This is a genomic window from Neorhizobium galegae bv. orientalis str. HAMBI 540 (assembly GCF_000731315.1).
Classification (GTDB): domain Bacteria; phylum Pseudomonadota; class Alphaproteobacteria; order Rhizobiales; family Rhizobiaceae; genus Neorhizobium; species Neorhizobium galegae.
Genome location: NZ_HG938353.1, coordinates 1,636,782 through 1,661,062, shown reverse-complemented (window position 1 = coordinate 1,661,062; position 24,281 = coordinate 1,636,782). Strand labels below are relative to the sequence as shown.

General features: G+C 61.8%; 20 protein-coding genes and 1 riboswitch. Of the genes, 6 read left to right on the top strand and 14 right to left on the bottom strand.

Features of this window, described 5'->3' with window-relative positions; genetic code table 11:
- Positions 1 to 14: 14 nt before the first annotated feature.
- Genes folK through folP form a run of 3 tightly spaced genes read right to left on the bottom strand, consistent with a single transcriptional unit; the run spans position 15 to position 1,763 of the window.
- Entirely contained in the window at positions 15 to 557 is a 543-nt protein-coding gene (folK, locus tag RG540_RS08475) for a 2-amino-4-hydroxy-6-hydroxymethyldihydropteridine diphosphokinase (RefSeq protein ID WP_038593347.1), read from the bottom strand.
- On the bottom strand, positions 526 to 891 hold the full coding sequence (gene folB, locus RG540_RS08470) for a dihydroneopterin aldolase (protein WP_038586657.1): 366 nt from the start codon (positions 889 to 891) through the stop codon (positions 526 to 528). The genes folK and folB overlap by 32 nt, the downstream gene beginning before the upstream one ends.
- Positions 891 to 1,763, bottom strand: coding sequence for a dihydropteroate synthase (gene folP / locus RG540_RS08465; RefSeq protein ID WP_038593344.1), 873 nt, complete (start codon positions 1,761 to 1,763; stop codon positions 891 to 893). Before folP ends, folB begins: the two co-directional genes overlap by 1 nt.
- A 181-nt stretch (positions 1,764 to 1,944) precedes the next feature.
- Here folP and RG540_RS08460 point away from each other — a divergent pair, with 181 nt between their 5' ends.
- A complete protein-coding gene (locus RG540_RS08460; protein WP_038593341.1) occupies positions 1,945 to 2,493 on the top strand; it encodes a DUF922 domain-containing Zn-dependent protease in 549 nt (182 codons plus the stop codon).
- Between the two features lie 412 nt (positions 2,494 to 2,905).
- On the opposite strand, the gene RG540_RS08455 is transcribed toward RG540_RS08460, so the two are convergent.
- Complete coding sequence (locus RG540_RS08455; RefSeq protein WP_038542828.1) at positions 2,906 to 3,226, bottom strand: 2Fe-2S iron-sulfur cluster-binding protein; 321 nt, start codon at positions 3,224 to 3,226, stop codon at positions 2,906 to 2,908.
- Between the two features lie 133 nt (positions 3,227 to 3,359).
- Positions 3,360 to 3,728: an Hpt domain-containing protein gene (locus RG540_RS08450; protein WP_038593338.1), complete on the bottom strand. Its 369-nt coding sequence runs from the start codon at positions 3,726 to 3,728 to the stop codon at positions 3,360 to 3,362.
- Positions 3,729 to 4,207: 479 nt separating this feature from the next.
- On the opposite strand from RG540_RS08450, the gene RG540_RS08445 reads away from it, so the two are divergent.
- Entirely contained in the window at positions 4,208 to 10,642 is a 6,435-nt protein-coding gene (locus RG540_RS08445) for an apolipoprotein A-IV repeat region-like domain-containing protein (RefSeq protein WP_038586654.1), read from the top strand.
- Positions 10,643 to 10,812: 170 nt separating this feature from the next.
- Positions 10,813 to 11,247 carry a hypothetical protein gene (locus tag RG540_RS08440; protein ID WP_051909288.1) on the top strand — a complete coding sequence of 145 codons (435 nt, stop codon included), beginning with the start codon at positions 10,813 to 10,815 and terminating at the stop codon, positions 11,245 to 11,247.
- A gap of 27 nt (positions 11,248 to 11,274) precedes the next feature.
- On the opposite strand, the gene RG540_RS08435 is transcribed toward RG540_RS08440, so the two are convergent.
- The 4 genes from RG540_RS08435 to RG540_RS08420 are packed head-to-tail and all read right to left on the bottom strand — an operon-like array spanning position 11,275 to position 15,260.
- Positions 11,275 to 11,889 carry an ABC-type transport auxiliary lipoprotein family protein gene (locus RG540_RS08435; protein WP_038586651.1) on the bottom strand — a complete coding sequence of 205 codons (615 nt, stop codon included), beginning with the start codon at positions 11,887 to 11,889 and terminating at the stop codon, positions 11,275 to 11,277.
- Positions 11,890 to 11,926: 37 nt separating this feature from the next.
- Complete coding sequence (locus tag RG540_RS08430) at positions 11,927 to 13,297, bottom strand: MlaD family protein (RefSeq protein ID WP_038586649.1); 1,371 nt, start codon at positions 13,295 to 13,297, stop codon at positions 11,927 to 11,929.
- A gap of 8 nt (positions 13,298 to 13,305) precedes the next feature.
- Complete coding sequence (locus RG540_RS08425; RefSeq protein ID WP_038586646.1) at positions 13,306 to 14,151, bottom strand: ABC transporter ATP-binding protein; 846 nt, start codon at positions 14,149 to 14,151, stop codon at positions 13,306 to 13,308.
- Positions 14,151 to 15,260, bottom strand: coding sequence for an ABC transporter permease (locus RG540_RS08420; protein WP_046601091.1), 1,110 nt, complete (start codon positions 15,258 to 15,260; stop codon positions 14,151 to 14,153). The genes RG540_RS08425 and RG540_RS08420 overlap by 1 nt, the downstream gene beginning before the upstream one ends.
- Positions 15,261 to 15,414: 154 nt before the next feature.
- Between RG540_RS08420 and dgcA the strand changes: the two genes are divergently transcribed.
- The gene (gene dgcA, locus RG540_RS08415; RefSeq protein ID WP_038586641.1) at positions 15,415 to 16,398 is read left to right on the top strand and encodes an N-acetyl-D-Glu racemase DgcA; all 984 of its coding nucleotides are present in this window, start codon (positions 15,415 to 15,417) and stop codon (positions 16,396 to 16,398) included.
- On the opposite strand, the gene RG540_RS08410 is transcribed toward dgcA, so the two are convergent.
- Positions 16,368 to 17,555, bottom strand: a complete 1,188-nt coding sequence (locus RG540_RS08410; RefSeq protein ID WP_038586639.1) for an MFS transporter — start codon at positions 17,553 to 17,555, stop codon at positions 16,368 to 16,370. The genes dgcA and RG540_RS08410 overlap by 31 nt on opposite strands.
- Positions 17,556 to 17,664: 109 nt before the next feature.
- Positions 17,665 to 18,468 carry a UDP-2,3-diacylglucosamine diphosphatase gene (locus RG540_RS08405; RefSeq protein WP_080724901.1) on the bottom strand — a complete coding sequence of 268 codons (804 nt, stop codon included), beginning with the start codon at positions 18,466 to 18,468 and terminating at the stop codon, positions 17,665 to 17,667.
- 231 nt (positions 18,469 to 18,699) lie between these two features.
- Here RG540_RS08405 and RG540_RS08400 point away from each other — a divergent pair, with 231 nt between their 5' ends.
- Positions 18,700 to 21,027: an NADP-dependent malic enzyme gene (locus RG540_RS08400; RefSeq protein ID WP_038586633.1), complete on the top strand. Its 2,328-nt coding sequence runs from the start codon at positions 18,700 to 18,702 to the stop codon at positions 21,025 to 21,027.
- A 148-nt stretch (positions 21,028 to 21,175) separates the two neighbouring features.
- On the top strand, positions 21,176 to 21,877 hold the full coding sequence (locus RG540_RS08395; protein ID WP_038586631.1) for a hypothetical protein: 702 nt from the start codon (positions 21,176 to 21,178) through the stop codon (positions 21,875 to 21,877).
- On the opposite strand, the gene bluB is transcribed toward RG540_RS08395, so the two are convergent.
- The 3 genes from bluB to RG540_RS08380 all read right to left on the bottom strand — a co-directional run bounded on the left by bluB (position 21,878) and on the right by RG540_RS08380 (position 24,281).
- Positions 21,878 to 22,564, bottom strand: a complete 687-nt coding sequence (gene bluB, locus RG540_RS08390; protein WP_038586629.1) for a 5,6-dimethylbenzimidazole synthase — start codon at positions 22,562 to 22,564, stop codon at positions 21,878 to 21,880.
- An 81-nt stretch (positions 22,565 to 22,645) separates the two neighbouring features.
- Positions 22,646 to 22,834, bottom strand: a riboswitch (cobalamin riboswitch).
- 27 nt (positions 22,835 to 22,861) lie between these two features.
- Complete coding sequence (locus tag RG540_RS08385; RefSeq protein ID WP_038586618.1) at positions 22,862 to 23,695, bottom strand: TolB family protein; 834 nt, start codon at positions 23,693 to 23,695, stop codon at positions 22,862 to 22,864.
- Positions 23,685 to 24,281, bottom strand: coding sequence for a hypothetical protein (locus RG540_RS08380; RefSeq protein WP_038586615.1), 597 nt, complete (start codon positions 24,279 to 24,281; stop codon positions 23,685 to 23,687). Before RG540_RS08380 ends, RG540_RS08385 begins: the two co-directional genes overlap by 11 nt.

Sequence of the window (24,281 nt, the reverse complement as noted above, 5' to 3'; positions counted from 1 at the left end):
CCGGCTGGGGCGTCTCAGGCGCCCCGCCACCAATCCTGACTGTCGCGCGCGACCTTGATGCCGGCGATGTCGGCTCCACCAAGCCAGTCGCGCACTTTCCTTCCCTTCACCAGAAGATCCGGGGCGATGTCGGCAAGCGGCATCATCACGAAGCCGCGGTCGGTCATGCGCGGATGCGGCACTTCCAGTTTTTCGGTTTTCTGTTCGCGCGCGCCATAGGTCAGGATATCGATATCGATGGTGCGTGGTCCCCAGCGTTCCAGGCGGACGCGCTTCATGCCGCGCTCGATCGACAGGCAGACGTCCAGAAGGTCCTCTGGCTCCAATGACGTCTCCACCAGAACGCAGCAGTTGAAGAAATCCGCCTGGTCGGTCTTGCCCCAGGGCGGGGTTGAATAGAGTTTCGACACGGCCACGACCCGGCAGTCTTCGCGGGTATCGAGCTGCCGGAGCGCCTCGGCCATGGACGACGGCGGATCGCCGATATTGCCGCCAAGCCCGAGAGCCGCGACCTCAAGGGTATTTTCAGGCGAAATGCTCAACACGCACCTCCGCATAATCGAGGATGCCAGGGATCGGCACGCTCGGTTTGCGCACGGTGATCTCCACCCGGCGGATCTGCGGCGACCAGGCGCACAGCCCCTTGCCGATGTCCTTGGCAAGCGTCTCGATGAGGTTGCGGCGGTGGCCGGTCACCACCTTCTCGACGATTTCGTAGGCGATGCCGTAATGCACCGTGCTTGCGACATTATCGTTTTCAAGCGCCTCATCCGCCTCGACGTCCATGACGACATCGATGAAGAAACGCTGGCCGAGCGTGGCCTCCTGCTCGAAGGCGCCGTGCTTGGCGTAGAATGCACAGTTCTTCAGCGTGATCGTGTAGGTCGCCATCAAAGGCCCTCTCTTGCGTAATAAGCGGAGGCCGCGGCGAGAACCGCATCGGCCATTGCCAGCGCATCGCGGTTGGCAGCGACATTGTGGACACGGAAGATCGAAGCACCCGCGAGACGCAGGATCGCCGTCGTCGCGGCGGTACCGACGTCGCGCTCGTCCGCCTTCTCGCGGCCCGTCAGGGCGCCGATGAAGCGTTTCCGCGAGGTGCCGGCGAGCAGCGGGAAGCCGAGCCTATGCAGTTCGGCAAACCGCGCCATCAATTCTAGGTCGTCGTCACGGTCCTTGGCAAAGCCGAAGCCGGGATCGAGCACGATCGCATCTTCGGAGATGCCGGCGCTACGAGCGATCTCGAGCGACTGCTGCAGGAAAAATTCCTGGTCGGCGATTCTGTCGGGCCGCTTTTCCTGTTCGCGCCCGCGGCCGGTATGCATGATGCAGACCCCGGCAGATGTTTGAGCCGCAACGGTGGCGATCTCCGGCTCGCGTTGCAGGCCGTGCACGTCGTTGATGATATGAGCACCTGCCGCCATGGCCAGGCGGGCGGTTTCGGCCCGATAGGTATCGATCGAGATCAGCGCATCCGTCTTCACGGCGAGTTTTTCGATCACCGGCAGGACGCGGTCCTGCTCTTCGGCCGCCGACACCTCGGCCGCGCCGGGCCTCGTCGATTCGCCGCCGATATCGAGAATAGCTGCGCCGTCGCGGACGCAGGAAAGGGCATGAGCCACCGCGGCATCGACGTTTGCGTATTTTCCACCGTCGGAAAAGGAATCAGGCGTGATGTTGATGATCGCCATAATCTGGCCTTGGCGACCGAGTTCAAGGGCACGAGCGCGCCCGACACGCCAGGTGCTGTTGCGCTGCGATATCACCGGCCGGCCGTCTGTCGAAGGGTAACGCAAAATTTGATGCCTTTGTGTTGCGCTCAGGCTGGCTATGCCCCAAGGTCCCCATAAGTTCAACGTCGCAGGCCATAGAATGTTCTCCATGCGCAGAGTCCGCCGGTTTTTCGGTGTCTTTCTTCTCCTCTGCGCGATCCCTGCGACGGCCATGGCAGAGCCGATCATCAACAAGACCTATTCCTATTTCCGGATCGGCGGCCGTACGGCCGAGGATCTCGACAAGGAACTGGAAAACCTCGGCCCTCTCACCCGCGGGACCGGCCATCGCCATCCGGGCGCCACCGAAATCAAGTACGGGGGCGATGTCACCTATGTGGAAAGCGGTGGCCGCTGTTCGGTCGGCGGTGCGCGGGTGACGCTTCGCACCCACATCATCCTGCCCCGCTGGGGCAATCGCGGCCGGGCCACGGCCGAGCTCGGCTTCATCTGGGATACGCTGTCGAAGGACATCAAGCGCCATGAGGAGCGGCATGCGGAAATCGCCCGCAACCACGCGCGTCAGCTCGAACGGGAACTGCTTGGTCTCCCGGCCAACAGAACCTGTGACGCGCTGGAAAAACAGGTGGCGGAAACGACCCGCCGGGTTCTTGAAGCGCATGACCGGGAGCAGCTCCGATTCGACCAGATCGAGGCAGCCAATTTCGATGCGCGGATGATGCGGCTGCTGCAGTACCGCATGAAACGATCCGGAAATTAAATCCGCATTTCAGGAATCAGCCCCGCCAACCGTTGCGAAGCTTTTGCCAAGCTTGCGCCATCCCTCGTCAATGACGGGTGATTTATGGTGATAGTCTAAAATACGAATCTCGGATATAACCTAAGACATAGCTTACCTACCAACGCTTCAAAAAACGAAGCAGATGAGGTAGATAGCCGCAAGATCAGCGTGCCCCTCCGGTTTCGGACCGATGTGTCGAACGCAGTTGCTTCAGGTGTTCCTGAGTTTTTGATTTCCAGTGTTTTAGTTCTCCTGGCGTGTCTTCAAGCCGCAGGTGTTTCCTCCCTCCCCTGCTGGTGATGCGCCCGCCTTGCCTCGCTTGCCGCTTTTGCGGAGCGAGGCTTTTTTTTGCCCGGAAACCGGCAATCGGGAAAATGACGATCAGCTACGATCAGGCCTGGCGCTCGGGCACGTTGACCACGAGCCCGTCGAGATCGGCCTTGACCTTGATCTGACAGGAAAGGCGCGAGTTCGGCTTCACCTCGAAGGCGAAGTCGAGCATGTCTTCCTCCATGGGCGCCGGCGGGCCGACCTTTTCGGTCCAGGCCTCGTCGACATAGACATGACAGGTCGCGCAGGCGCAGGCGCCGCCGCATTCGGCCTCGATGCCGGGGACGGAATTGCGAACCGCATTCTCCATAACGGTGGAGCCTGGCTCGGCTTCGATATCGAAGCGCGTTCCGTCAAAGGCAACGATGGTCAGTTTCGTCATGATAGGGAAATCCGGAATGTTGAAGGGTCAGGGCACACTATTTGAGCGTGCTGTCTTCCAATAAAAGCCCGGCGCAGTCAACATTTCGGGGCGCCGCCGGCTGTTCAATCGGCGCCTCGCCCAACCGATTCGCTCAGCGGCAGAGTTTGTTGATGAAGTTTTCGGCCTCGATGACTGCGGCGGCGACCGCAGCCCGCAACGAGGCGTCGGAGGCATTGTCTTCAAGGCGCTCGGCAGCGGTGGAAACCTTGAAGGCGCCGACCGCACCGGCAGCACCCTTCAGACGGTGTGCGGCGGCGACGACGTAGGCGCTATCGGCGCTTGATATATCGTGCAGCGCGCGGCGTGCCTGGCGTGCAAACATCTGGAGCACTTCGACTTCAAGGTTCTTGTCGCCCATGGTCTGGGTCGCGAGATGGACGAGGTCAATCGGACGGGACTGCGAGGGGCAAGCGCCCCGGAGGGTTTCCGGAGCTTCGAACGCGATACTGACGGCTGCCATTGCCATGAACCTGTTTTCCCTGTTGTTCTTCTGATAATGTCCCGAATTGTGCGGGCCAATCGCAGCTATCCCGTTAAATTCCGGCACAATCTGGGCCGGTTTCTTCCCATATGGTTAATTTCTGCTAAGCTCCCGGGATTTTAGGAGTTTTGCATCTTCGCATGGTTTAAATTCTGTTAACAACATTCCACAGCATCATTCGAAGGCAGGCGTCATAATTGTGCAGGGTGGCCGAATGTGCCACTACAATACGCCTAAGGTGGCGGGGAATATCGTCCTTTTGCCCCAGGTGGTAGGTTGGTAAGCTTTCATTATCATCCGTTTGAAAGAACGGCCATCCGACTTGAAAATGAATAGGAAACTGGAAATCCGCTTTGTGGGTGGAGAGTTTCCGGCAGGCAGCGTTCCATCTGTCGGTCTGCGGGCGGCAGCGCTTCAGATGGGATTTGCCGGGCGAGTATGTAACGAGGCGTAACCGCATGGCAAAGAACCCTAGCAGCGAGTCGATCGATGAGACGGCGTTCCAGGCGTTGGAAGATGCCCTAAAAATCAACTTCAACGAAGATCAGCCGCGCCAAAGATCAGTGCCCCATGCCTCGGAGGCAAGAGTGTCAGACACTAACAAACCGCGTCAGACCCAGTACCAGGACGATGCCGCCGAATCATACAGGTCGGCAGCCACCGAAACCGCTGCCAAATCCCCCACATTCCAGCCCGCCAACGATGCGGGCAAACGCAGTTCGACTGCAATCCTGCGGACGTTGGAAGGCGGCGCGATGCGCTCGTCGATCCGCAACGCGGTGATCGTCTCGATCCTCTGGGCAATCGGCGGCATCGCCCTCGGGCAGATGATCTACGGCAACCAACTCTGGCAGATCACCTCGGTGGAAGGCGTTCTCGCCGCGCCCGGCATCGTCGCGCTCGCGGTCTGCATCTTCGTCCCGATCATGCTGTTCTTCGCCTTCGCGATCATGATGGCTCGCGCTCAGGACCTCAGAACCGCCGCCCGCTCGATGGCCGAGGTGGCGCTTCGCCTTTCGGACCCGGAGACGGTTGCCTCCGAGCGGATCATGAGCGTCGGTCAGGCCGTGCGCCGCGAAGTATCCGCGATGAACGAAGGTATCGAGCGCACCATCGCCCGTGCCGCCGAGCTCGAAACGCTCGTGCATTCGGAAGTGAATGCGCTGGAGCGAAGCTTTACCGACAATGAATTGCGCGTTCGCGGTCTCGTCCACGAACTCGGCGCCGAACGGGATGCGATCGTCAACCACGCCGAGCGTATCCGTTCGTCGATCGCCGGAGCCCATGACCAGCTCAAGGAAGAGCTGTCGCTCGCGACCGAAGAAATCTCCATTCGCCTGGCGACTTCAGGCGAAGCCTTCGCCTCGATGATCGAGACGCGCGGCGCAGCGCTGATGGAGAAATCCAACGCCGCCGGCGAAGCGCTCGGCAGCCTGCTGACCACCAAGACCGAAAACCTGCTGCAGACGCTCAATTCGTCCGGCTTCGCACTCGCCCACGAGTTCGACGAGCGGATGGAAGCGATCAACAGCGTGCTTTCGCAGCGCGGCCAGGCGCTCCTCAACGAATTCCAGACGCGCGCCTCCTCGCTCGACGCCAATACCGAAAAGCTCAACGCAGCACTTGCGGACCGCACCCGCCAGCTGAACGAGACCCTGCTTGCCCGGACCCGGGAAATTACCGACGGACTTGCCGAAAGCGAACAGACGCTCACCGGTTCGCTCGGCGGCATCCTTGCTTCGCTCAACAGCTCGCTCGAAGAAAAGAGCTCGTCCTTCCGCCAGAGCCTGCAAAGCACCGTCGAAGACGTGGTCCTCGACCTCGACATGCGCTCCGGCTTCTTCGAAGAGCGCCTGCAGACAACCGTCGGCCTGCTCAGCACCACCTTCGACGACAGCATCTCGCAATTCACCTCCGCCTTCGACCAGCGCGCCGGCACGCTCGACAGCAAGCTGATGGACAGCCTTGCCCGCATCAACGAGACGGTGGCCAGCGGTTCGGACGCGATCGAGAACATCCTCTCGTCCAGCGTCGAGCGCATCAGTTCCTCGCTCACCGATCAGTCGCTTGCGCTTGAGACGACGCTTGGCACCGGCCAGGAAATGCTGGACTCCATGCTCGGAAGCCGCTCGCGTGAACTGTCCGACGCATTGTCGGCCCGCAGCAGCGAAATTCAGGACACGCTGGCATCCCGCGCCACCGAAATCCAGGATGCGCTCGTCACACACACCGGGGAACTCCAGGATGTCCTCGGGTCCCAGACCAGTCAGCTTCGCGACGTGCTCGGAACACGCACCAGCGAACTCCAATCCGTGCTCGTCTCGCGAACTGCGGAACTTCAGGAAGCGCTTGGTTCACGCACCGGGGAACTTCAGGACGTGCTTGGAACTCGTACAACCGAGCTCCAGAGCGTGCTCGCCTCCGGGACCAGCGAACTTCACGACGTGATCGGCGGCCGCGCCACCGAACTTCAGAACGCGTTCACCGCGCGCGCCAGCGAACTCCAGGGCGTGCTCACTTCGGGCACCGGCGAGCTTCAGGACGTGCTTGCCTCACGCACCGGTGAACTCAAGGGCGTGTTCGCCTCCGGCACCAGCGAACTTCAAGCCGGCTTTGCGAACGCGCATCAGAATATCGAAACGACGCTTGCCGAACGCAGCAGCAGCCTGCTCGGTACGCTTTCCGAAAACCAGTCCAAGTTCGAACAGAGCCTGGCAATCCGCTCGGGCGCCATCATCGCTGCACTTTCCGGCAGTCACGATCATCTGACCGAGGTGCTCAGCCAGAAGTCTGCAGCAATCGAAACACTGATGTCCGGCGCGCCGGAGCGGCTCGCCGGCATGTTCGACGAAAAGTCGGAGCACATCTCCCGCACGCTCGCGACAAGCGAACAGCGGATCGGCGACGAGCTCGGCCGGCGTGCGTCCGAAATGCAGTCGTCGCTCGATGCCAATCGCGAGCGGATTTCCGAAATCCTCGAAGACAAGTCGATGGAAATCGCGACGTCCTTCGCGCTCGGTGAAGATCGCCTTGCCGGCATGCTGGACGACAAGTCGGAATCGATCGCCCGTGCGCTTTCGGAGACCGAGCAGCGCATGAGCGGCGACCTCGCCCGCCGCACCTCGGAAATCAACGAGTCGCTCGGCGTCAACCGCGACAGGCTTGCAGAAATCCTCGACGACAAATCGATGGAAATCGCCACCTCCTTCGCACTCGGCGAAGACCGCCTCGCCGGCATGCTGGACGAAAAGTCGACGGCCATCGCCAACACCTTCATCGATGCCGACGTCCGCATCGAGCAGTCCTTTGCGGCCCGCGCGGAGACCATCCGCAACGCCTATGCCGACAGCCAGGTCAATCTCGATCAGTCGCTCGATAACCGGACGACGGAGCTTGCCCGCATTCTCGAAAGCGGCGGCGATCGTCTCGAACAGACGGTCGGCGGCGCCAGCAGCCGTATCGAAACGGCGCTTACAAGCGGCGCCCAGCGTTTCGAAACGGGCATGGCGGATGGACTGGAACGGGTCGAAGCCGTTCTTGGCTCAACGCAAGAGCGTATCGCCGCGACCATCGGCCTTGGCCACCAGCAGCTGGAAACGACACTCGGCTCCGGTTACGAACAAATCCGCGACACTCTGGAAGAACGCACGAATTCAATCGCGACCACGCTCGGCGATGCACAGAGCCAGATCGGGACCCTGATGCAGGATCAGGTGACCTCGCTCGGCACCTCGGTTGCCGCAAGTGCCGGAATGCTGGAAATGTCGCTCGAAACCCAGCAGAATGCTCTGCGCGAGGCGATCGATACGGCAGGTCAGTCTCTCGAAGAACGTCTGCGCGACAATGTCGGGACGCTTGCCGTCCGGCTCTCCGATGCTGCTGGCGAAATCGGCCGTTCGGCCGATGCCTTCTCCAACCGCATCCGGCAGACGGTCGGCGGCGTTCAGGGCGCACTCGAAGAAACCGGCAGCCGCATCGAATCGACGTTCGGCGGGCTCGAAGGCCGCATCCGCGGCGAAATCCTCGAGGCGGCTCAGCTCGTCGACGAGGCCGGCACCAATCTTTCGGCCACGCTCACCAACCGCACGGCTGACCTCGAACGTGTGGCCACCGAGGCTTCGGATCGTATCACCGACACCATGGACGGCCGCACCGCCCGTATCGAGGAACGCCTCGGCACGATCGACCGCGCTCTGACCATCGGCCTCGACAACGTCACCAAGACCATCGAAAGCAAGGCCGTCGGCCTCGCCTCGACACTGCGCGAAGCAGTCGGCGCCGCAGCCCAGAGCATGGACAGCGAAGCCACGCGCTCCGCCGAAGTACTGGCCCGTGCCGGCGCCGAATTCACCGAGGAACTCAGCAATCGCAACGCCGAGTTCACCAAGGCAATCGAGGAACGTTCGACCCAGATCGTCGGTCGGATTTCGGAAACCCAGAACCGGCTCGCCGGCCAGGCGGCAACCGTAGCGCTCGCTTTCTCGGAAGCCGGCAATGCGATCGTCCACAAGGTCGCGGAGGCCGACAGCCTGGTGAAGCGCCAGGTAACAGCGATCTCTGAGGCGCTGGACGATGCGCAGAAGGCTCTCGACTCGCGCGGCGACGGTATCCGCACCACGCTCGCCGATACCGCAAGCCACCTCGATAGCGCCATGGACGCCGTCGACCGGGCACTCGCGGCCCGCGGCGAAGCTATTCACTCCGCCCTCGACGCCCGCGCCCGTGACCTGAATTCCATGCTCGCCGGTCGCTCGGCTGAATTGACGCGCCTTCTCGACGAAAAGGCGAAGCCGATGGTCGAGGAATATGCCGCGACCGGCCGCAACGCCATCGAACAGATGACGACTGCTGCCCAGCAGGGCGCCGAACGGCTTTCCGCCGTGGCGCAGGAGACGACGGCACGGATTTCCTCTGCTGCGGAAGATACGACCGCACGGCTCTCCGCCGCGACGGAAGAAACGACCACGCGGCTTTCGTCTGCGACGGACGAATCGACGGCACGTATCCGCAACGAGAACTCGGCGCTGGTCGATGCGATCGCCGCACGGACCAACGAGACGCTTGCCGCCATCACGCAGCGGACCGAAAGTGCGGCCGGCACCATGCGTCATGTCGAACAGGGCCTGTCGGCCAGCGTCAACAGCCTCATCGACAAGCTGGCGGAAAGCAATTCGAACATTTCCGCGATGGTCCAGGAGACGGCAAAGGAACTCGGCAGCACCGCCGACGCCGTCGCCCATCACCTTTCGGAAGCCGACCGCAAGCTGAGCGTGACGGCCAACCGTTTCGTGCAGTCGGCGACCAACTCCGCCGATATCGTTTCCGGCTCGACCCGCATGCTCGAGGACAATATCGGTCGCATGTCGGACGTCTTCGGCAACACGCTCGATCAGGTCAGCAGCCTTGTCGGCCGTTTCGACGACCATTCACGCGTGCTTGTCGAAGCATCCGAACTCCTCGGTGCAGCACAGTCCAATCTCGTCAGCACGCTGGACGAACGCCAGAATGCGCTGCGCAACCTGTCGACCGGTCTCGTCAAGCGTTCCGAGGAAATCGAGACGACGATGCGCAGCCTGACGAGCCTCGTCGACGGCGCTTTCGAGCGGGCGGAAGAACGTTCGCTGCAGGTCGGCTCGCGGCTTCGCGAAAGCCTGCATGCCTCGTTTGCCGATATCGGCCGGACGCTTGGGGAAACCCAGCATCGCGCCGAAGTTACCGCCGATGCGATGCGCGAAGCACTGATCAGCGCCGGCAGCGACGCCAACCACGCCATCGAGACGACGCTCTCCGATGCCGAGAAGCGTACCCGTGATCTCTCTGAGCGGATGCGCGGCAGCATTTCGCAGTCGCTCACCGACGTCGAGCAGCTGCTGTCGGATGCCACCACCCGCTCCGGCAGTGCCGCCGAACAGCTGCGCGATACGCTCAGGGAATCGGTCGAGGAAGCTATCAACCGCTTCTCCGGCGCAACCGACGAAATCCGCCGCTCGGCGCAGGATATCCGCCGCGAGCTGGATACGACCCGCACCGAACTCAAGCGCGGCGCCTTCGACCTGCCGGAAGAAGCCAAGGAAAGTGCAGCGGCGATGCGGCGTGCCGTTGCCGAGCAGATCAAGGCGCTGCAGGATATTTCGGCGCTGGTCGGACGTTCGACGCAGAACTTCGAAATCTCCGAGGCTTCGGCACCACGCCAGGCGCCTGCTCCCGCTCCGCAGCCGGCTCCTGCCCGTCCGCAGCCACAGCCCGCTGCCGCAGCCATCTCGCAGCCGGCGCCGTCTGCACCCCGCAACGACCCCTATGCCGGAAACGCGTTGCGCGGCACGCTGCCGCTCGACCGTCCGACACAGGCGCCCGTCGCCCGCGCACCGGAACCGGCACAGCGCGGCGGCACCGACGGCGGCTGGATCAGCGATCTGCTGCGCGGCGCATCGCGTGACGAGTTCACGGAGACGCCAGCCGCTGCACCGCGTCAGCAACAGCCGCCGGCACCGCGTGCGGCCGAGCCGGCCCCCGCTCCGCGCGGCAACGGCGACAACCGCAACCCCCGCCATATGGTGGAATCGCTGAACTCGCTGTCGGTGGATATCGCCCGCGCCATTGATCATGACGCATCGGTCGACCTGTGGCGGCGTTACCAGCGCGGCGAACGCGACGTCTTCACCCGTCGCCTCTACACGCTGAAAGGCCAGCAGACTTTCGACGAGATCAAGCGCAAGTACGACCGCGAACCGGAATTCCGCACCGCCGTCGACCGCTATATCGCCGATTTCGAAAAGTTGCTCGCCGACGTCGCCCGCACCGACCGCGACAAGACGGTAACCCAGAGCTACCTCACCTCGGATACGGGCAAGGTCTACACGATGCTGGCCCACGCTGCCGGCCGGTTCAACTAAGAGCCGGATCAGAACAACTGATACCTAAAAAGCCGCCTTTCGGGGCGGCTTTTTTGTTGGCTAATGTGTCTCGCTTTCGACGACAATGCCGCTCGTGATCCACGGTCTCTATACTTCATCCAGTTTCGATGATTGAATTTGCCACTTATGGAAGATTCGGCGGGTCTCCTATGGCAAACACACTGGCGACGGTTGCGGAGGTCTTATCGATCCTCGAAAAGCACGGCGCACCGTGGCACCACGCAGATATTGACCTCGTGTACCTTACTGAGAGCTTCTTATTGCTGGATGCGGCGATAGCCGGACTCCAGGACTTGGCCTTGGCCGTTCCGGAAAAGCGCTTCAACCACAAGAGGGCATTCATATTCCGCGAAACGTTATGCGAAATTATTCTGGTGAAGGACGGGAAGGCCGGACCTGTTACCAATTACTGGGGTGATACTGTGTTCCGGTGGAATGCGCCATTGTTGCATCCCGAGCCCTTTTCGTTCTGCCACGGATCTTTTACCGTCATATCTGGCGAGAATTTGCGCAAACATCGCGATGAGAAGAAATCGCGGCAACCCCACCGATGGAGCGAGCCGACATCCTTCGACGCCTCCTAGAGTCGCGGATCGAACCGCAATCTCATGTCACATCGACTTCAGCGACCAGTCGACGATCTCCGCGCCGACCTTGGCGAAGGCGCGATCCAGGGCCTCGATGAAATTGCGGTTCTCGGCACCCGAGACCGGGGCGGTCGCCTTGAACACGCTCTGGGCGCGCACCGTGCCGTTACGGTCATTGAGGATTTTGGCCGAGATTTCAACGTTGGCGAGACGGGGGCTGCCAGCCGTCACCTCGAAGGCGCGGATATCGGTGACGATCTGGTAATCGATCGCCAGGCCCTGCCCCGGCTTGCCGACGCCGCCGAGACGGCCGGAGTTCTCGAAGGCCTCGACGAGCTTCGACTGGACGAGCGCCGGCAGGCGGTCGCCCCAGCGGGAGTCGGCCAGATACTGGATTTCGGAAGCCGAAACGCGCACCACGACCTGTTCGCTGTTCAGCAATTTCAGCGCCGTCGGTTCAGGCACGAGGATCTGCCGGTTGCGGGCAGAGACGCCCTGGCCGGACGGGGTGATCGACAGGTCGAACGTGTCGTTGTTGGCCTTGCTGCCGCAACCAGCCAACAGTGCCGCGACAAGCGGCAGCGCAAGCAGAACCGGGGCACGGGCCGCGCGTCGCATCAGAACCTCCGAACCGGTCATCAAAACCCCACTCTTTCCAACACTGAAAATGCCCCGCCTACCGCCGCGTTCTGCCGTCATATTGCTTCACCGTCTCGCCGCCGAAAATCAGCCGCTGCGGGTTCTGGTCGAAATTGTTGATCGTCTGGTCGAGCGACTGCACCGTGCGGCGCGCGTCGTTGACCAGCGTCTGGATGTCCCGCAGGCCACCCGCCGAAAAACGCGACAGGTTGTCGGCGATCGGGCCGACCCGGCCATTGATATTGTCGGCCATGGTGCGGAAGGATTCGAGCGTCTTGCGCGCCTCGGCAAACAGGCCTTGCGAGTCGTCGCTCGACACAAGTCCGTCCACCTTGGCAAGAATGCCGTCGACGCGGCTCGAAGCGTCGTTGAGCTTCTTTGCCAGATCGGTGAAATCGCCGATCGCGCGGTCGATATCGTCCTTCCGATGGGCGAAATTGTCGACCACGCCGCGGGCCGAGCCGATGGTCTGGCGAGCATCCTCGGAAGCGGCGGTGATATTGCGGATCGTGGTGGCGACCTGATCGGTATTGACGGCACCCAGCACGCCATCGGCACGTTTCAGAAGGGTCTGGGCGTCCGAACCCGCCTTTTCGAAGTTGGCGGCAGCGTTCCTGACATTGGTTACCAGATCGTCGAACTTATCCGAGGCAGCGGCGATGTTGCGGGTGGCGCGCTCGGTATTGGAGACCACGGCGTTGATCTTTTCCGCGTCAATCGCCTTCACCAGTCGCTCGGCTGCGATAAGGGTGGAGTTGAGCGTTCCGGAGACCCGGTCGATCGTCGCCGAGAGCGTCGAGAGGCTGTTCAGGAACTTGTCGATGCTGTCGGAATTCTGAGCAAGCGCCGACGTGAAAGTCTCGACGTTGCGGATGGTCTGGGTCAACGGACCTCGCGCGTCGGCGACAAACCCCTGGATATCGCTGATCGCATTGTCGGCGCGGTCGAGGATCTTGTCGGCGGTGGCGAGCAGGTTGGTGACGCTCGACTGTTCGGCGATCAGCACCGCCGGCCGGCCGCTTTCGATCGATTTCTGGAGGATGTTCTCCTCCCCCTTGGCGCCACCGGAAAGCTCGATATAGGCCGCACCCGTAAGGCCCTGCACTTCGAGCGCCGCCTGGGTGGACTGATAGACCGGAGCATCGGCCCGCACTTCGGTGAACGCGATCGAATAACGCGGATCATCCGGATCGATGGTGAGGCTGCGAACCGAACCGACCGGAATGCCGTTGAACCGAACCGGAGAGCCGACGGACAAGCCGTTCGCCGATCCCGGGATGCGGATCGCCAGTTCGGCCGTCGGTCCGCCGCGGCCCGATTGCGCCATCCAATAGACGAAGCCGAAAGCGGCAGCGATCACCAGCAAGGTGAAGAAACCGACAAGGGCGTAGTTGGCTCTGGTTTCCATAGATTACGTCACTCTTTTACTTCTGCCGCAGGCTGCTTTTCTTGGACCACGACTGATCGCGCCCGCTTGCCGCGGAAATAGGACTGTACCCATGGATCGTCATAGGCAAACATATCCTCAAGCGTACCCTCGACCAAGACCCGTTTCTCGCCAAGCACAGCAATTCTGTCGCAAACCGAGAACAGGCTGTCGAGGTCGTGGGTCACCATGTAGACCGTCAATCCCAGCGTATCGCGCAGCCTGGCGATCAACGCATCGAAATCTGCGGCGCCGATCGGATCGAGGCCGGATGTCGGCTCATCGAGGAAAACGAGGTCCGGATCGAGCGCCAGGGCACGTGCAAGTGCAGCGCGCTTGATCATGCCGCCCGACAGTTCGGATGGATATTTGTCGGCCGCATCAGGCGGCAGGCCGACCATCTCGATCTTCAGGTAGGCAAGTTCGTCCATCAGCGACTGCGGCAGATCGAGATATTCACGCATCGGCAGCTGGATGTTTTCCTTCACTGTCAGGGCCGAGAACAGCGCTCCATGCTGGAAAAGCACGCCGAGCCGCGTATCGAGCGCCATGCGCTCGTCTTCCGAAACTGTGTCGTAATCGGCACCGAGAATGTGGATCGTGCCGGAACGGTGCGGCAGAAGGCTGAGCACGGTGCGCATCAGCACCGACTTGCCGGTGCCGGATGCGCCGACGAAGCCCAGGATCTCGCCGCGATAGATGTCGAGGTTCAGGTGGTCGAGCACCAGCTTATTGCCGAAGCCGACCGTCAGGTCGCGCACCGACAGCACCACCTGCCGGCCGTTCGACTTGTCCTTGATCGCGGTCTGCGGCGCCTCTTCCAAACCGTCCTCCATCAGAAGTCGATCGCGGAATAGAAAAGGGCGAACATCGCATCTATGAAGATGACGGCGAAGATCGACTTCACCACCGAGGTGGTGACGTGCTGGCCAAGCGATTCGGCGCTGCCGCCCACCTTCATGCCTTCGACGGCGGCAACGATGCCGATCGCCAGCGCCATGAACGGCGCCTTGATCATGCCCGAAGCGACGGAGGTATGGTCGATCGCCTCGTGAAGGCGCGACAGATAGGTATCGAAGGTAATGCCAGAATAGGCAAATGCGACGACGGCCGCCCCGAACAACGCCGAAAAATTGGCGAGGATCGTCAAAAGCGGCAGGGCCACCGTCAGGGCCACCAGGCGCGGAAAAATCAGCACGCCGACCGGATTGAGGCCGATCACCGTCAAGGCATCGATCTCCTCGCGCATCTTCATCGAACCGATTTCGGCAGTGATCGCACTACCCGAACGGCCGGCGATCATGATCGCCGTCAGGAGCACGCCGATCTCGCGAAGCTGCAGGATGCCGACCAGATCAACGACGAAAATCTCGGCGCCGAAATAACGGAGCTGGAAAGCGCCCTGCTGGGCGATGATCGCGCCGATCAGGAAGGACATCAGCACGATGATCGGCACGGCGCGCACGCCCATACGGTCGATATGGGTGACGACCGAGGCCGGCGAGACGCCGGCGCCACGGCCGAATTTCATCTGCGCACCGCGGACCGCCGATCCCAGGATATGCATGGCCGCGTAGAAGTCGCCACCGAGCGAAACCATCACCTCACCGACCGGCGCAAACAGCCGTTCGAACAGGTTTCCCCTGTTTCCGCCGTCTGCAGGCGGCGCGGGAGTATGTTCGGGCAGCACGTCGATCAGTTCGCGGATCGGGCCTTCGCCGCCGACCAGGGCCGGTTCCCCGCCCTGCCCGCCCTTGGCGGTCATCAGCCTGCGGATGAGCCAGGCACCGGCGGTATCGACGCCGGTTATGCCGGAAAGATCGATCTCCACCTTTCCGCGGTTCTTGGCATGCTCAAACCGCTCGAACTCCTTGAGCACAGGCGCAATCGTCGGGCCGCGCCATTCGCCAACCAGCACGTACCGTTCACCGTCGCCGCCGGGCATATCTTCGGCCTTGATTTCGGCTGGCTGGGAGGTCACGTGTTTCTTTCGCGCTTCAAGCTTGTCAGGAGTTTCAACACGATGCGGTTGATCGCACTTTCGAGACCGGCAATATAGCTGCGTCATAGGGATTTGCCACAACGGGACGCGTAAAACCATGAGCCGTCACCTCGAAGCCACAATAGAGACGTTTCCAATCTCCGGGTCGTTCACGATTTCCCGCGGCTCCAAGACCGAAGCGGAAGTGATCACCTGCGTCGTCAGTGAAAACGGCATTTCCGGCCGCGGCGAATGTGTGCCTTACAAGCGCTACGGCGAGAGCCTGGACGGCGTGATGGCGGAGATCGAAGCGGTCGCCGATGCCATCCGTGCCGGTCTGACACGCGAAGAATTGCAGAGGCGGATGAAGCCCGGCGCTGCGCGAAACGCCATCGATTGTGCCCTTTGGGACCTCGAGGCGAAGCTGGGCGGACGCCGCGTTGCCGATATGATCGGCGCCACCAGCCGCAAACCCTTCGTCACGGCCTTCACTTTGTCGCTGGGCGAACCCGAGGCCATGGCAGCCGAGGCGGGCAGGAACGCGCACCGGCCGCTTCTCAAGGTCAAGCTCGGAACAGATAATGACGAAGCACGGCTGAGGGCCGTTCGCGACGCCGCGCCGGCAGCGCGGATCATCGTCGATGCCAACGAAGGCTGGACGGAGGAAAACCTCACCCGCCATATGGCGATCGCCGCCGAAACGAATGTGTCGTTGATCGAACAGCCATTGCCCGCCGGGCGGGATGCGGCACTTGGTCGTATCCGCCGCCTCGTTTCCGTCTGCGCCGATGAAAGCGTGCATGCCACCGAGGACCTGGAAAGCCTTCGCGACCGCTACGACGCGGTCAACATCAAGCTCGACAAGACCGGCGGCCTCACCGAGGCACTGGCGATGAAGGCGGAAGCGCAGCGGCTTGGATTTGCGGTGATGATCGGCTGCATGGTCGGCTCGTCGCTTGCCATGGCGCCGGCCGTCTTGCTTGCCCAGGATGCAGATTACGCGGATCTCGACGGGCCGTTGCTGCTGGCCCGCGACCGGCCGGGCGGGCTGCGCTATGAAGGTTCTCTCGTCTATCCGCCGGAAGCTGACCTCTGGGGCTGAAGTTTGGCTGCAAATGCAATGATCGACAGGCCGACAAGCGCCAGAACGGACATGGCAACATAGCTGGTCAGGCCGAACTGACGGTAGAGCACGCCGGAAAGCACCGTCGACAGGCCCAGGAAGACGCCATTGTAGAACACATAGGCACCCTGCATCGAGGCCTCCTGATCCTCTCGCACCGCCTCGACCAACCGGTGCTGGATGCCGATATGCACGAAGGCGAAGGTGAAGGCGTGGGTGGCCTGCAGCACCAGATATCCCCAGAAATCGAGCGGCATCGGAAACAGGGTCCAGCGTAGCACCGCGACCGCGCATCCGATCCGCATCAGCGTCCACGGCGAAATCCTTCGCGCGATCCAGCCGGCGGCGAAAAAGACCAGGATTTCCGACACGACTGCAGCACTCCAGAGCACGCCTATCGAGCCGCTTGAAAACCCGACCTGCTGCCAGTGAATCGTGCCGAACGTATAGAACATGCCATGCCCCGCCTGCGCCACCGACGCGCCGATCATCAGCACGTGCAGGTCGAGCCTTTTCAGCGAACTGGGCTGGGGCATCCTGTCGGGGTCCGGCCTTATAACCGCCCGGCCGAGCCTGGGCGCCGCGAACGCTACGGCGACGGTCAGCAGAAAGCCGACCGCTATTGCCGACGGGATGGCCTGCAAACCCAGGAAGCCGCGCATTTCGCCGACAAGAAGCGTCACGGCCACGAAACCGACGGACCCCCAGACGCGCATCGAGCCATATTGAAAGCCCCAGCGCCGGACACCGCTCACGGCGATAGATTCGACGATTGGCGCGTAGGGTGCGAAAACCGCCGCCTGAATGGCGACAATGATCAAAACCGGCCAGAAGTCGCGGGTGAAGAACATCGCGAATGCCGTCAGCAGCGACAGGGCACCGGACCAGGCAAGCATCAGGGTCCGTTCCGTCATACGGTCGGCAAGCAGTCCCGCAACCGGGGCGGCAGCCACGCGCAGGAAAAGCTGCGAGGCGAGCGCGATGCCGATTTCGAATTCGGTGAAGGCCAGCCCGTCGAGCCAGACGGGCAGATAGGGTAGAATCACGCCATTCACCCCGAGCGGCGCCCCATAGGCGATCGCACAGCGCAACTGGAAGAACCGGGGCGCTGTCTGCGCCGTATTTGAGGGAATCACGATTTCACGGGTGGGTTGCTGAAGTTTCAGCTTACCTAACACACACCCTCATGCCTGCCTATGGCAAGAAATGGCCCTCTGACCGGCCCGCCCGTCTGTCGCGGACCACTCAGGCGGCCCGCATGTCTCCGACGGATTGCGGCGCCGGCAAGGCCTTGATCTCGGCCGTCGCGACGATGTCCTGCCAGGAAATCATTTCCAGCGTGCCATCGAAATTCTCGGCGATCGCCGTACAGCTTTCCACCCAGTCGCCGGTATTGACGTAGTGGATGCCGTCGATGTCCTCCATGACAGCGTGATGGATATGGCCGCAGATGACGCCGTCGACGTTGTTGCGGCGGGCTTCGTCGGCGACGACCCGCTGGAACTCGCCGATGAAATTGACGGCGTGCTTGACCTGCAGCTTGGCCCAGGCGGAGAAGGACCAGTAGGGCATGCCGAGACGGCGACGAACGGCGGCAAGCCCGATGTTGATGACGATCGCCGCGTCATAGGCCCAGTCGCCGAGATAGGCGAGCAGGCGGGCATTGCGGACCACGACGTCGAATTCGTCGCCGTGCAGGATCAGGTATTTCTTGCCGTCGGCCATTTCGTAGATTTCGCGCTCGGCGACTTCGATGCCGCCGAAATGGGTGCCCGGGAAGGAGCGCAGGAATTCGTCGTGATTGCCGGGAATGTAGACGATGCGGGTGCCCTTGCGCGCCTTGCGGAGCAGTTTCTGGACCACGTCGTTGCAGCCCTGCGGCCAGTACCAGTTGCGTTTCAGCCGCCAGCCGTCGACGATGTCGCCCACCAGGAAAATGGTCTCCGCTTCATGATAGCGCAGGAAATCCAGGAGGAAGTCCGTTCGGGCCGCCTTGGAGCCCAGATGAACGTCCGAAATGAAGAGCGTTCTGAAATGCCTTGTATCCATCTCACCGGTCACGAAGTCGTCCTTTCGCTGCCGCTTCTGATGGCTTCAAAACCAGACTCGTGTTTCAGGATGATGACAGGGGCTGGAAAAGCCGGGTCCCGACGCCCGTCGGCCACGTTCCAATTTCCGTCATGACCGCAAATTAGCTGCTGTTGCTTTGGGTCGATTGATGTAATGAGGGGTCTCTCCTTTCGACCCCTCAAAGACAATACAAGCAAGCCAGGAGGAAACATGAACGCGCAGGACAAACCGAAGGCACCGACCATGCCGGTCAGCGCCGATCTCGACGAGCAGGCGCTGTTCTTCCACCGCTATCCGCGGCCCGGCAAGCTGGAGATCCAGGCGACCAAGCCGCTCGGCAACCAGCGCGACCTGGCGCTTGCCTATTCCCCGGGCGTTGCAGCACCCTGTCTGGCGATCCGCGACAATCCGGATATGGCGGCGGACTATACCGCCCGCGCCAACCTCGTCGCGGTCGTTTCGAACGGTTCGGCCGTGCTTGGGCTTGGCAATATCGGCCCGCTGGCTTCAAAGCCGGTGATGGAAGGCAAGGCCGTCCTCTTCAAGAAATTCGCCGGCATCGACGTGTTCGACATCGAGATCGACGCGCCGGGCATCGAGGCGATGGTCTCGACGGTTTCGGCGCTGGAACCAACCTTCGGCGGCATCAACCTCGAAGACATCAAGTCTCCGGAATGTTTCGAAGTCGAGCGCCGGCTGCGCGAAAAGATGAACATCCCGGTCTTCCACGACGATCAGCACGGCACGGCGATCATCGTCGCCGCCGCGGTCCTGAATGGGCTTGAGCTCGCCGGCAAGAACATCGCCGACGTGAAAATCGTCACCTCGGGCGCGGGTGCTGCGGCACTCGCCTGCCTGCATCTCCTCGTTTCGCTCGGCGCGAAGAAGGAGAATATCTGGGTCCACGACATCGAAGGCCTCGTCTATGACGGCCGCAATACGCTGATGGACGAGTGGAAGGAAATCTACACCCAGAAGTCCGACAAGCGCGTGCTTGCCGACAGCATCGGTGGTGCCGACGTGTTTCTCGGCCTGTCCGCCGCCGGCGTGCTGAAGCCCGAGCTCCTGGAACAGATGGCCGACAAGCCGCTGATCATGGCGCTTGCCAATCCGACGCCGGAAATCATGCCCGAGCTTGCCCGCGCCGCCCGTCCCGACGCGATGATCTGCACCGGCCGTTCGGACTTCCCGAACCAGGTCAACAACGTGCTGTGCTTCCCCTATATCTTCCGCGGCGCGCTCGATTGCGGCGCCCGGACGATCAACGAGGAAATGAAGATGGCGGCGGTCAAGGCGATCGCAGCGCTTGCCCGCGAGGAAGTTTCCGACGTCGCGGCGCGCGCCTATTCCGGCGAATCGCCGATTTTTGGCGCAGACTATCTGATCCCCTCGCCCTTCGATCCGCGCCTCATCCTGCGCATCGCGCCTGCGGTCGCAAAGGCAGCTGCCGAGACCGGCGTCGCCGCGCGGCCGATCCAGGATTTCGAGGCCTATCTCGACCAGCTGAATCGCTTCGTCTGGCGCTCCGGTTTCGTCATGAAGCCGATCTTCAGCGCCGCCAAGGTTTCCGAAAAGAACCGGGTGATCTTCGCCGAGGGCGAGGACGAACGCGTACTGCGCGCAGCCCAGGTTCTGCTCGAGGAAAAGACCGCGACGCCTATCCTGATCGGCCGTCCTTCCGTCATCGAGGCGCGGCTTGCCCGTTTCGGCATCCGCATCCGCCCGAATGTCGATTTCGCCGTGGTCAACCCGGAAGACGATCCGCGCTACCGCGACTATGTCGACGAATATTTCGCACTGGTCGGCCGCGAAGGCATCAATCCGGAAGCGGCGCGCACCATCGTGCGCACCAACAATACGGTAATCGGTGCGCTGGCGGTCAAGCGCGGCGATGCGGACGCGCTGATCTGCGGCGTCGAAGGCCGTTACGACAAGCACCTCAGCGACGTGAACCAGATCATCGGCAAGCGTCCAGGCGTCTGCGCTTTCTCGGGCCTCAGCCTGGTGATTTCCCAGCGAGGCGCAATGTTCTTCACCGACACGTTCGTCAACTACAATCCATCCGCGCAGGAAATTGCCGAGATCACCATTCTGGCGGCAGAGGAAATCCGCCGGTTCGGCATCACCCCGAAGGCAGCGCTGATCTGCCACTCGAATTTCGGCTCGCGCGATTCCGAGAGTGCGCAGAAGATGCGGGCTGCCCTGAAGCTGGTGCGCCAGCGGGCGCCGGAGCTGGAAGTGGACGGCGAAATGCAGGGTGGTTCGGCGTTGTCGGAAACGCTGCGCAAGCGGGCCATGCCGGACAGTTCGCTGACCGGCGAAGCCAACCTGCTGGTTTTCCCGAACCTCGATGCGGCAAACATCTCGCTTGGTCTCGTCCGCAACCTCACGGACGCCCTGCATGTCGGCCCCATCCTTCTCGGGGCGGCCCAACCGGCGCATATCCTGTCGTCCTCGGTCACGTCGCGCGGCGTGGTGAACATGGCGGCGCTCGCCGTCGTGGAAGCATCGCAACCCAACCTGCAATTTCAATCCTGAATTGCATAATTCTCTCGATGCGATGATTTGAGCCCCGCCCGGGGCTCAGCCGGCCCCTGGATAGATTTCACCGTGCGGTGATCGCGGCTTTATGAGATTATCAACCGGCACGTTCCATGATGGCATCTTCTACTAACTAAAGGAGAGGATGCCGGAATTGCCGATACCGCTTCGCGGCCTGCTGACCATACCGCTCTTGCTTTTGCCTGCCGCAGCGCTGGCGGGAGACCCTGCCGTTTGCGCAGCGCTCTACCGGAAACTTGGAAACAGCCCGGAGATCATCGGCAACACGTCCGCTGCGCGCAGCTACGCCCAGCAGCTCGGCGAATATAATGCCGACATCCGCGAACTGCGGGTCGACATGCGCCGCGCCGGCTGCGGCAACGGCAGCGTCGTGGTTCTCGGTGGCCCCAATGCCGAGGTCTGCGGCCAGATGCGGGATGCGCTGGACAGGATGGAGCAGAGCCGCGACACGCTGACGGCGGAGCGCAACGGTTCGCGGCAGATGATCCTGCCCTCGGAAGAGCGCAATGCCATTCTCGCCGCCATTCGCGAACAGCGCTGCATCCCTTCTTTCGAGCCGCTGCCGCCTGTAGTCGACGACAAGCGAAAGGTGCCGGGCATCGAACTCCCCAGGCAAGAGGAGCCTTATTCCGGAATTACCAACCTGCGCACCCACCCACCGCAAAAGCCGCAGGCAACCGCGGTCCAGCCGCCGGTGCTCACGCCGCCGCCGGAGCGGCCATACGACCCAAGCAAAAAGGTGCGCACCGTCGGGCCGACCTTCCTGCCCGAAGCGGGTATCGATCTCACCAATCCGAAATCGGCAGGACCGCAGCCGCAGCAATAATCAGCGGCCGTTCCACCGGTCCTGAAAGATCAGCGCGTCCAGGCCTAAACGCTGGCGCCAGCCCTTGAGCGCCAGTTCGGGTTCGCCATAGAGCCGATCGACATAACCGAGGCAGAGCCAGGCGACGATCTCGACGCGATCGGGAATGCCGAGCAGCCCGCGCACGTCCTCGTCGCGGAAAATGCTGACCCAGCCGACACCGACGCCCTCGGCCCTTGCCGCCAGCCACAGGTTCTGCACGGCGCAGACGGTCGAATAGGCATCCATGCGCGGATTGTGGGTCCGGCCGAGCACGACCGGACCGGCGCGGTCCGGATCGCAGGTAACACAGATCGACAGCGGCGCCTTGACAATGCCTTCCAGCTTGAGACTGCGGTAGAGGTCGCGGCTTTCGTCCGGAAACATCTCAACGGCCTCGTCATTGGCGCGCGAAAAGGCGGCCCGCGCGGCCTCGCGTACCGCCGGATCGCGGATGAGGATGAAATTCCAGGGCTGCATGAAGCCGACCGAGGGTGCCGAATGCGCGGCGCCAAGCAGCCGCTTTACCAGATCGTCCGGCAGCGGATCGGGCAGGAACTGGTCGCGCACGTCACGGCGCGTCTCGATTGCCCGGTAGACGGCCGCGCGTTCGGCCTTCGAAAACTCACCGGCAGGCAGCAAGGCATGCGCGAAAGGATCAGGCTGCATCGTTTGTCCCCAACAATGCCGTCGCTCCCTTGCCCTTCAGAAGCAAAGAGAGGTCCGAAACCTTTCCGCCGTCCGCGCGGGGTCGGTCTATCGTGTCAGGCCGGTCTTCTGACTTGGCTTCATCCGCCTGCACCGCCGCCTTCCCGGTTTCCCAGTGGCTTTCATATCCTGCGGCCGAGCGTCCACCTCACAGCGTTGGGCACGTTCCGGTTCCACCCCGGATTCCCGATTCTCCGGCTTGTCACCGGCACCTGACAGGATCGCTTATGCCCTTACGTTATCCTCGGCGCAAGGCGCTCATGCGACGGGGAAATAGCGCACATAGGCAAATTCATCGCCGTTGGGCGACCAGTTCGGCGAATTCATCGTGCCCTGCCCGCCGAAGAGCTCGAACAGCGTTTCGACATTGCCGCCGTCCATATCCATCAACCTGACGCGGACGTCGAGATCGCGCGGGTGGTCGAAGACATCGGCGCCGTAGGAGACGAAGACGACCTTGTCACCCTTCGGTGATGGATGAGGAAACCAGTCGCCGTAACCGCTGTCGGTGATCCGCTCGGCCGCGCCGCCGGCGGCAGGGACGCGCCAGATCTGCGTCAGCCCGGTGCGGCTGGAATTGAAGTAGATCCATTTCCCGTCCGGCGAAAAATCCGGCCCGTCATTGCGGCCCTCGCCGAATGTCAGCCGCGTCTCTGCGCCGCCTTCGATGCCGATCGTATAGATATCGAACTCGTCGCCGCGGATGCCGCAATAGGCGAAGCTTTTCCCGTCCGGCGACCAGCCATGCCAGTAGGACGGCAGATTCCGGGTGACCAGCCGCGGCACGCCGCCACCGGCGGGAAGGACATAGATCGCCGACTTGTCGAACTCTACCTTGTCGGAAATGGCGATCAGCGAACCGTCCGGCGAGATGCCGTGGTCGTTGTTGCATTGGCGGGCAAAGCCGGTATCGACCAGTCTGGGCCCGTCGTCACCCTCCGGTGACAGACGATAGATCAGGCCCTCGCTGTTGAGCATCAGGTAACGCCCGTCGGGCGACCAGTTGGGCGCCTCGAACAGGGCTTCCGTCTGCCAGACCACCCGCGCCTGCAGGGTGCGGATGTTGAAGATCTCGACGGAGCTACGAGCCATCAGCCTCTTCTTCAACAAGCTCAAAAATATCCTTTAATGCTACCCTCATAAGCTGATCCAGAAACAGTTGGCGTCCAGACGCTACTTTTTCTTCATCAATGGACTGATCAACTAAGTCCTCATTGAGAGGTACTTCAAAATTCAGAATCCACCAGCGATCAATCTTCTTTGCGAGAAGATGCGCCTGAAATAAAAGTTGCAAATCGAGGGCGGCTTTTTTGTCGTCTAGTAAAATCGCATAAAGTTCGTGCGCCACCTCGCCTCTGTACTTTATAAATCTGTCAATAAGCTGATTGTCATCAGGCGAAATGGCGCCCATTTCCAAATGGAAATCGCGGCAAGCGCGGAATACACCCTTCCCATTTAGCAAGGAGGCATACTCTTTTCCAGGAATGCCGACTAATTCACCATCTATAGACCGCCACTCGTTAGTGAAAAAATCCCTCACCCTGTCTGTGATTAGCTCTTTTAGATTCTCGTAAACCACCAGGAAAAGTGCGGCAATACGGAGATTTAGAGAAATCTCAGCGTGATCTTCCTTTAGGAGACGTTTCAATTTCTCGTAGGGAAGATCATCAATCTCCAT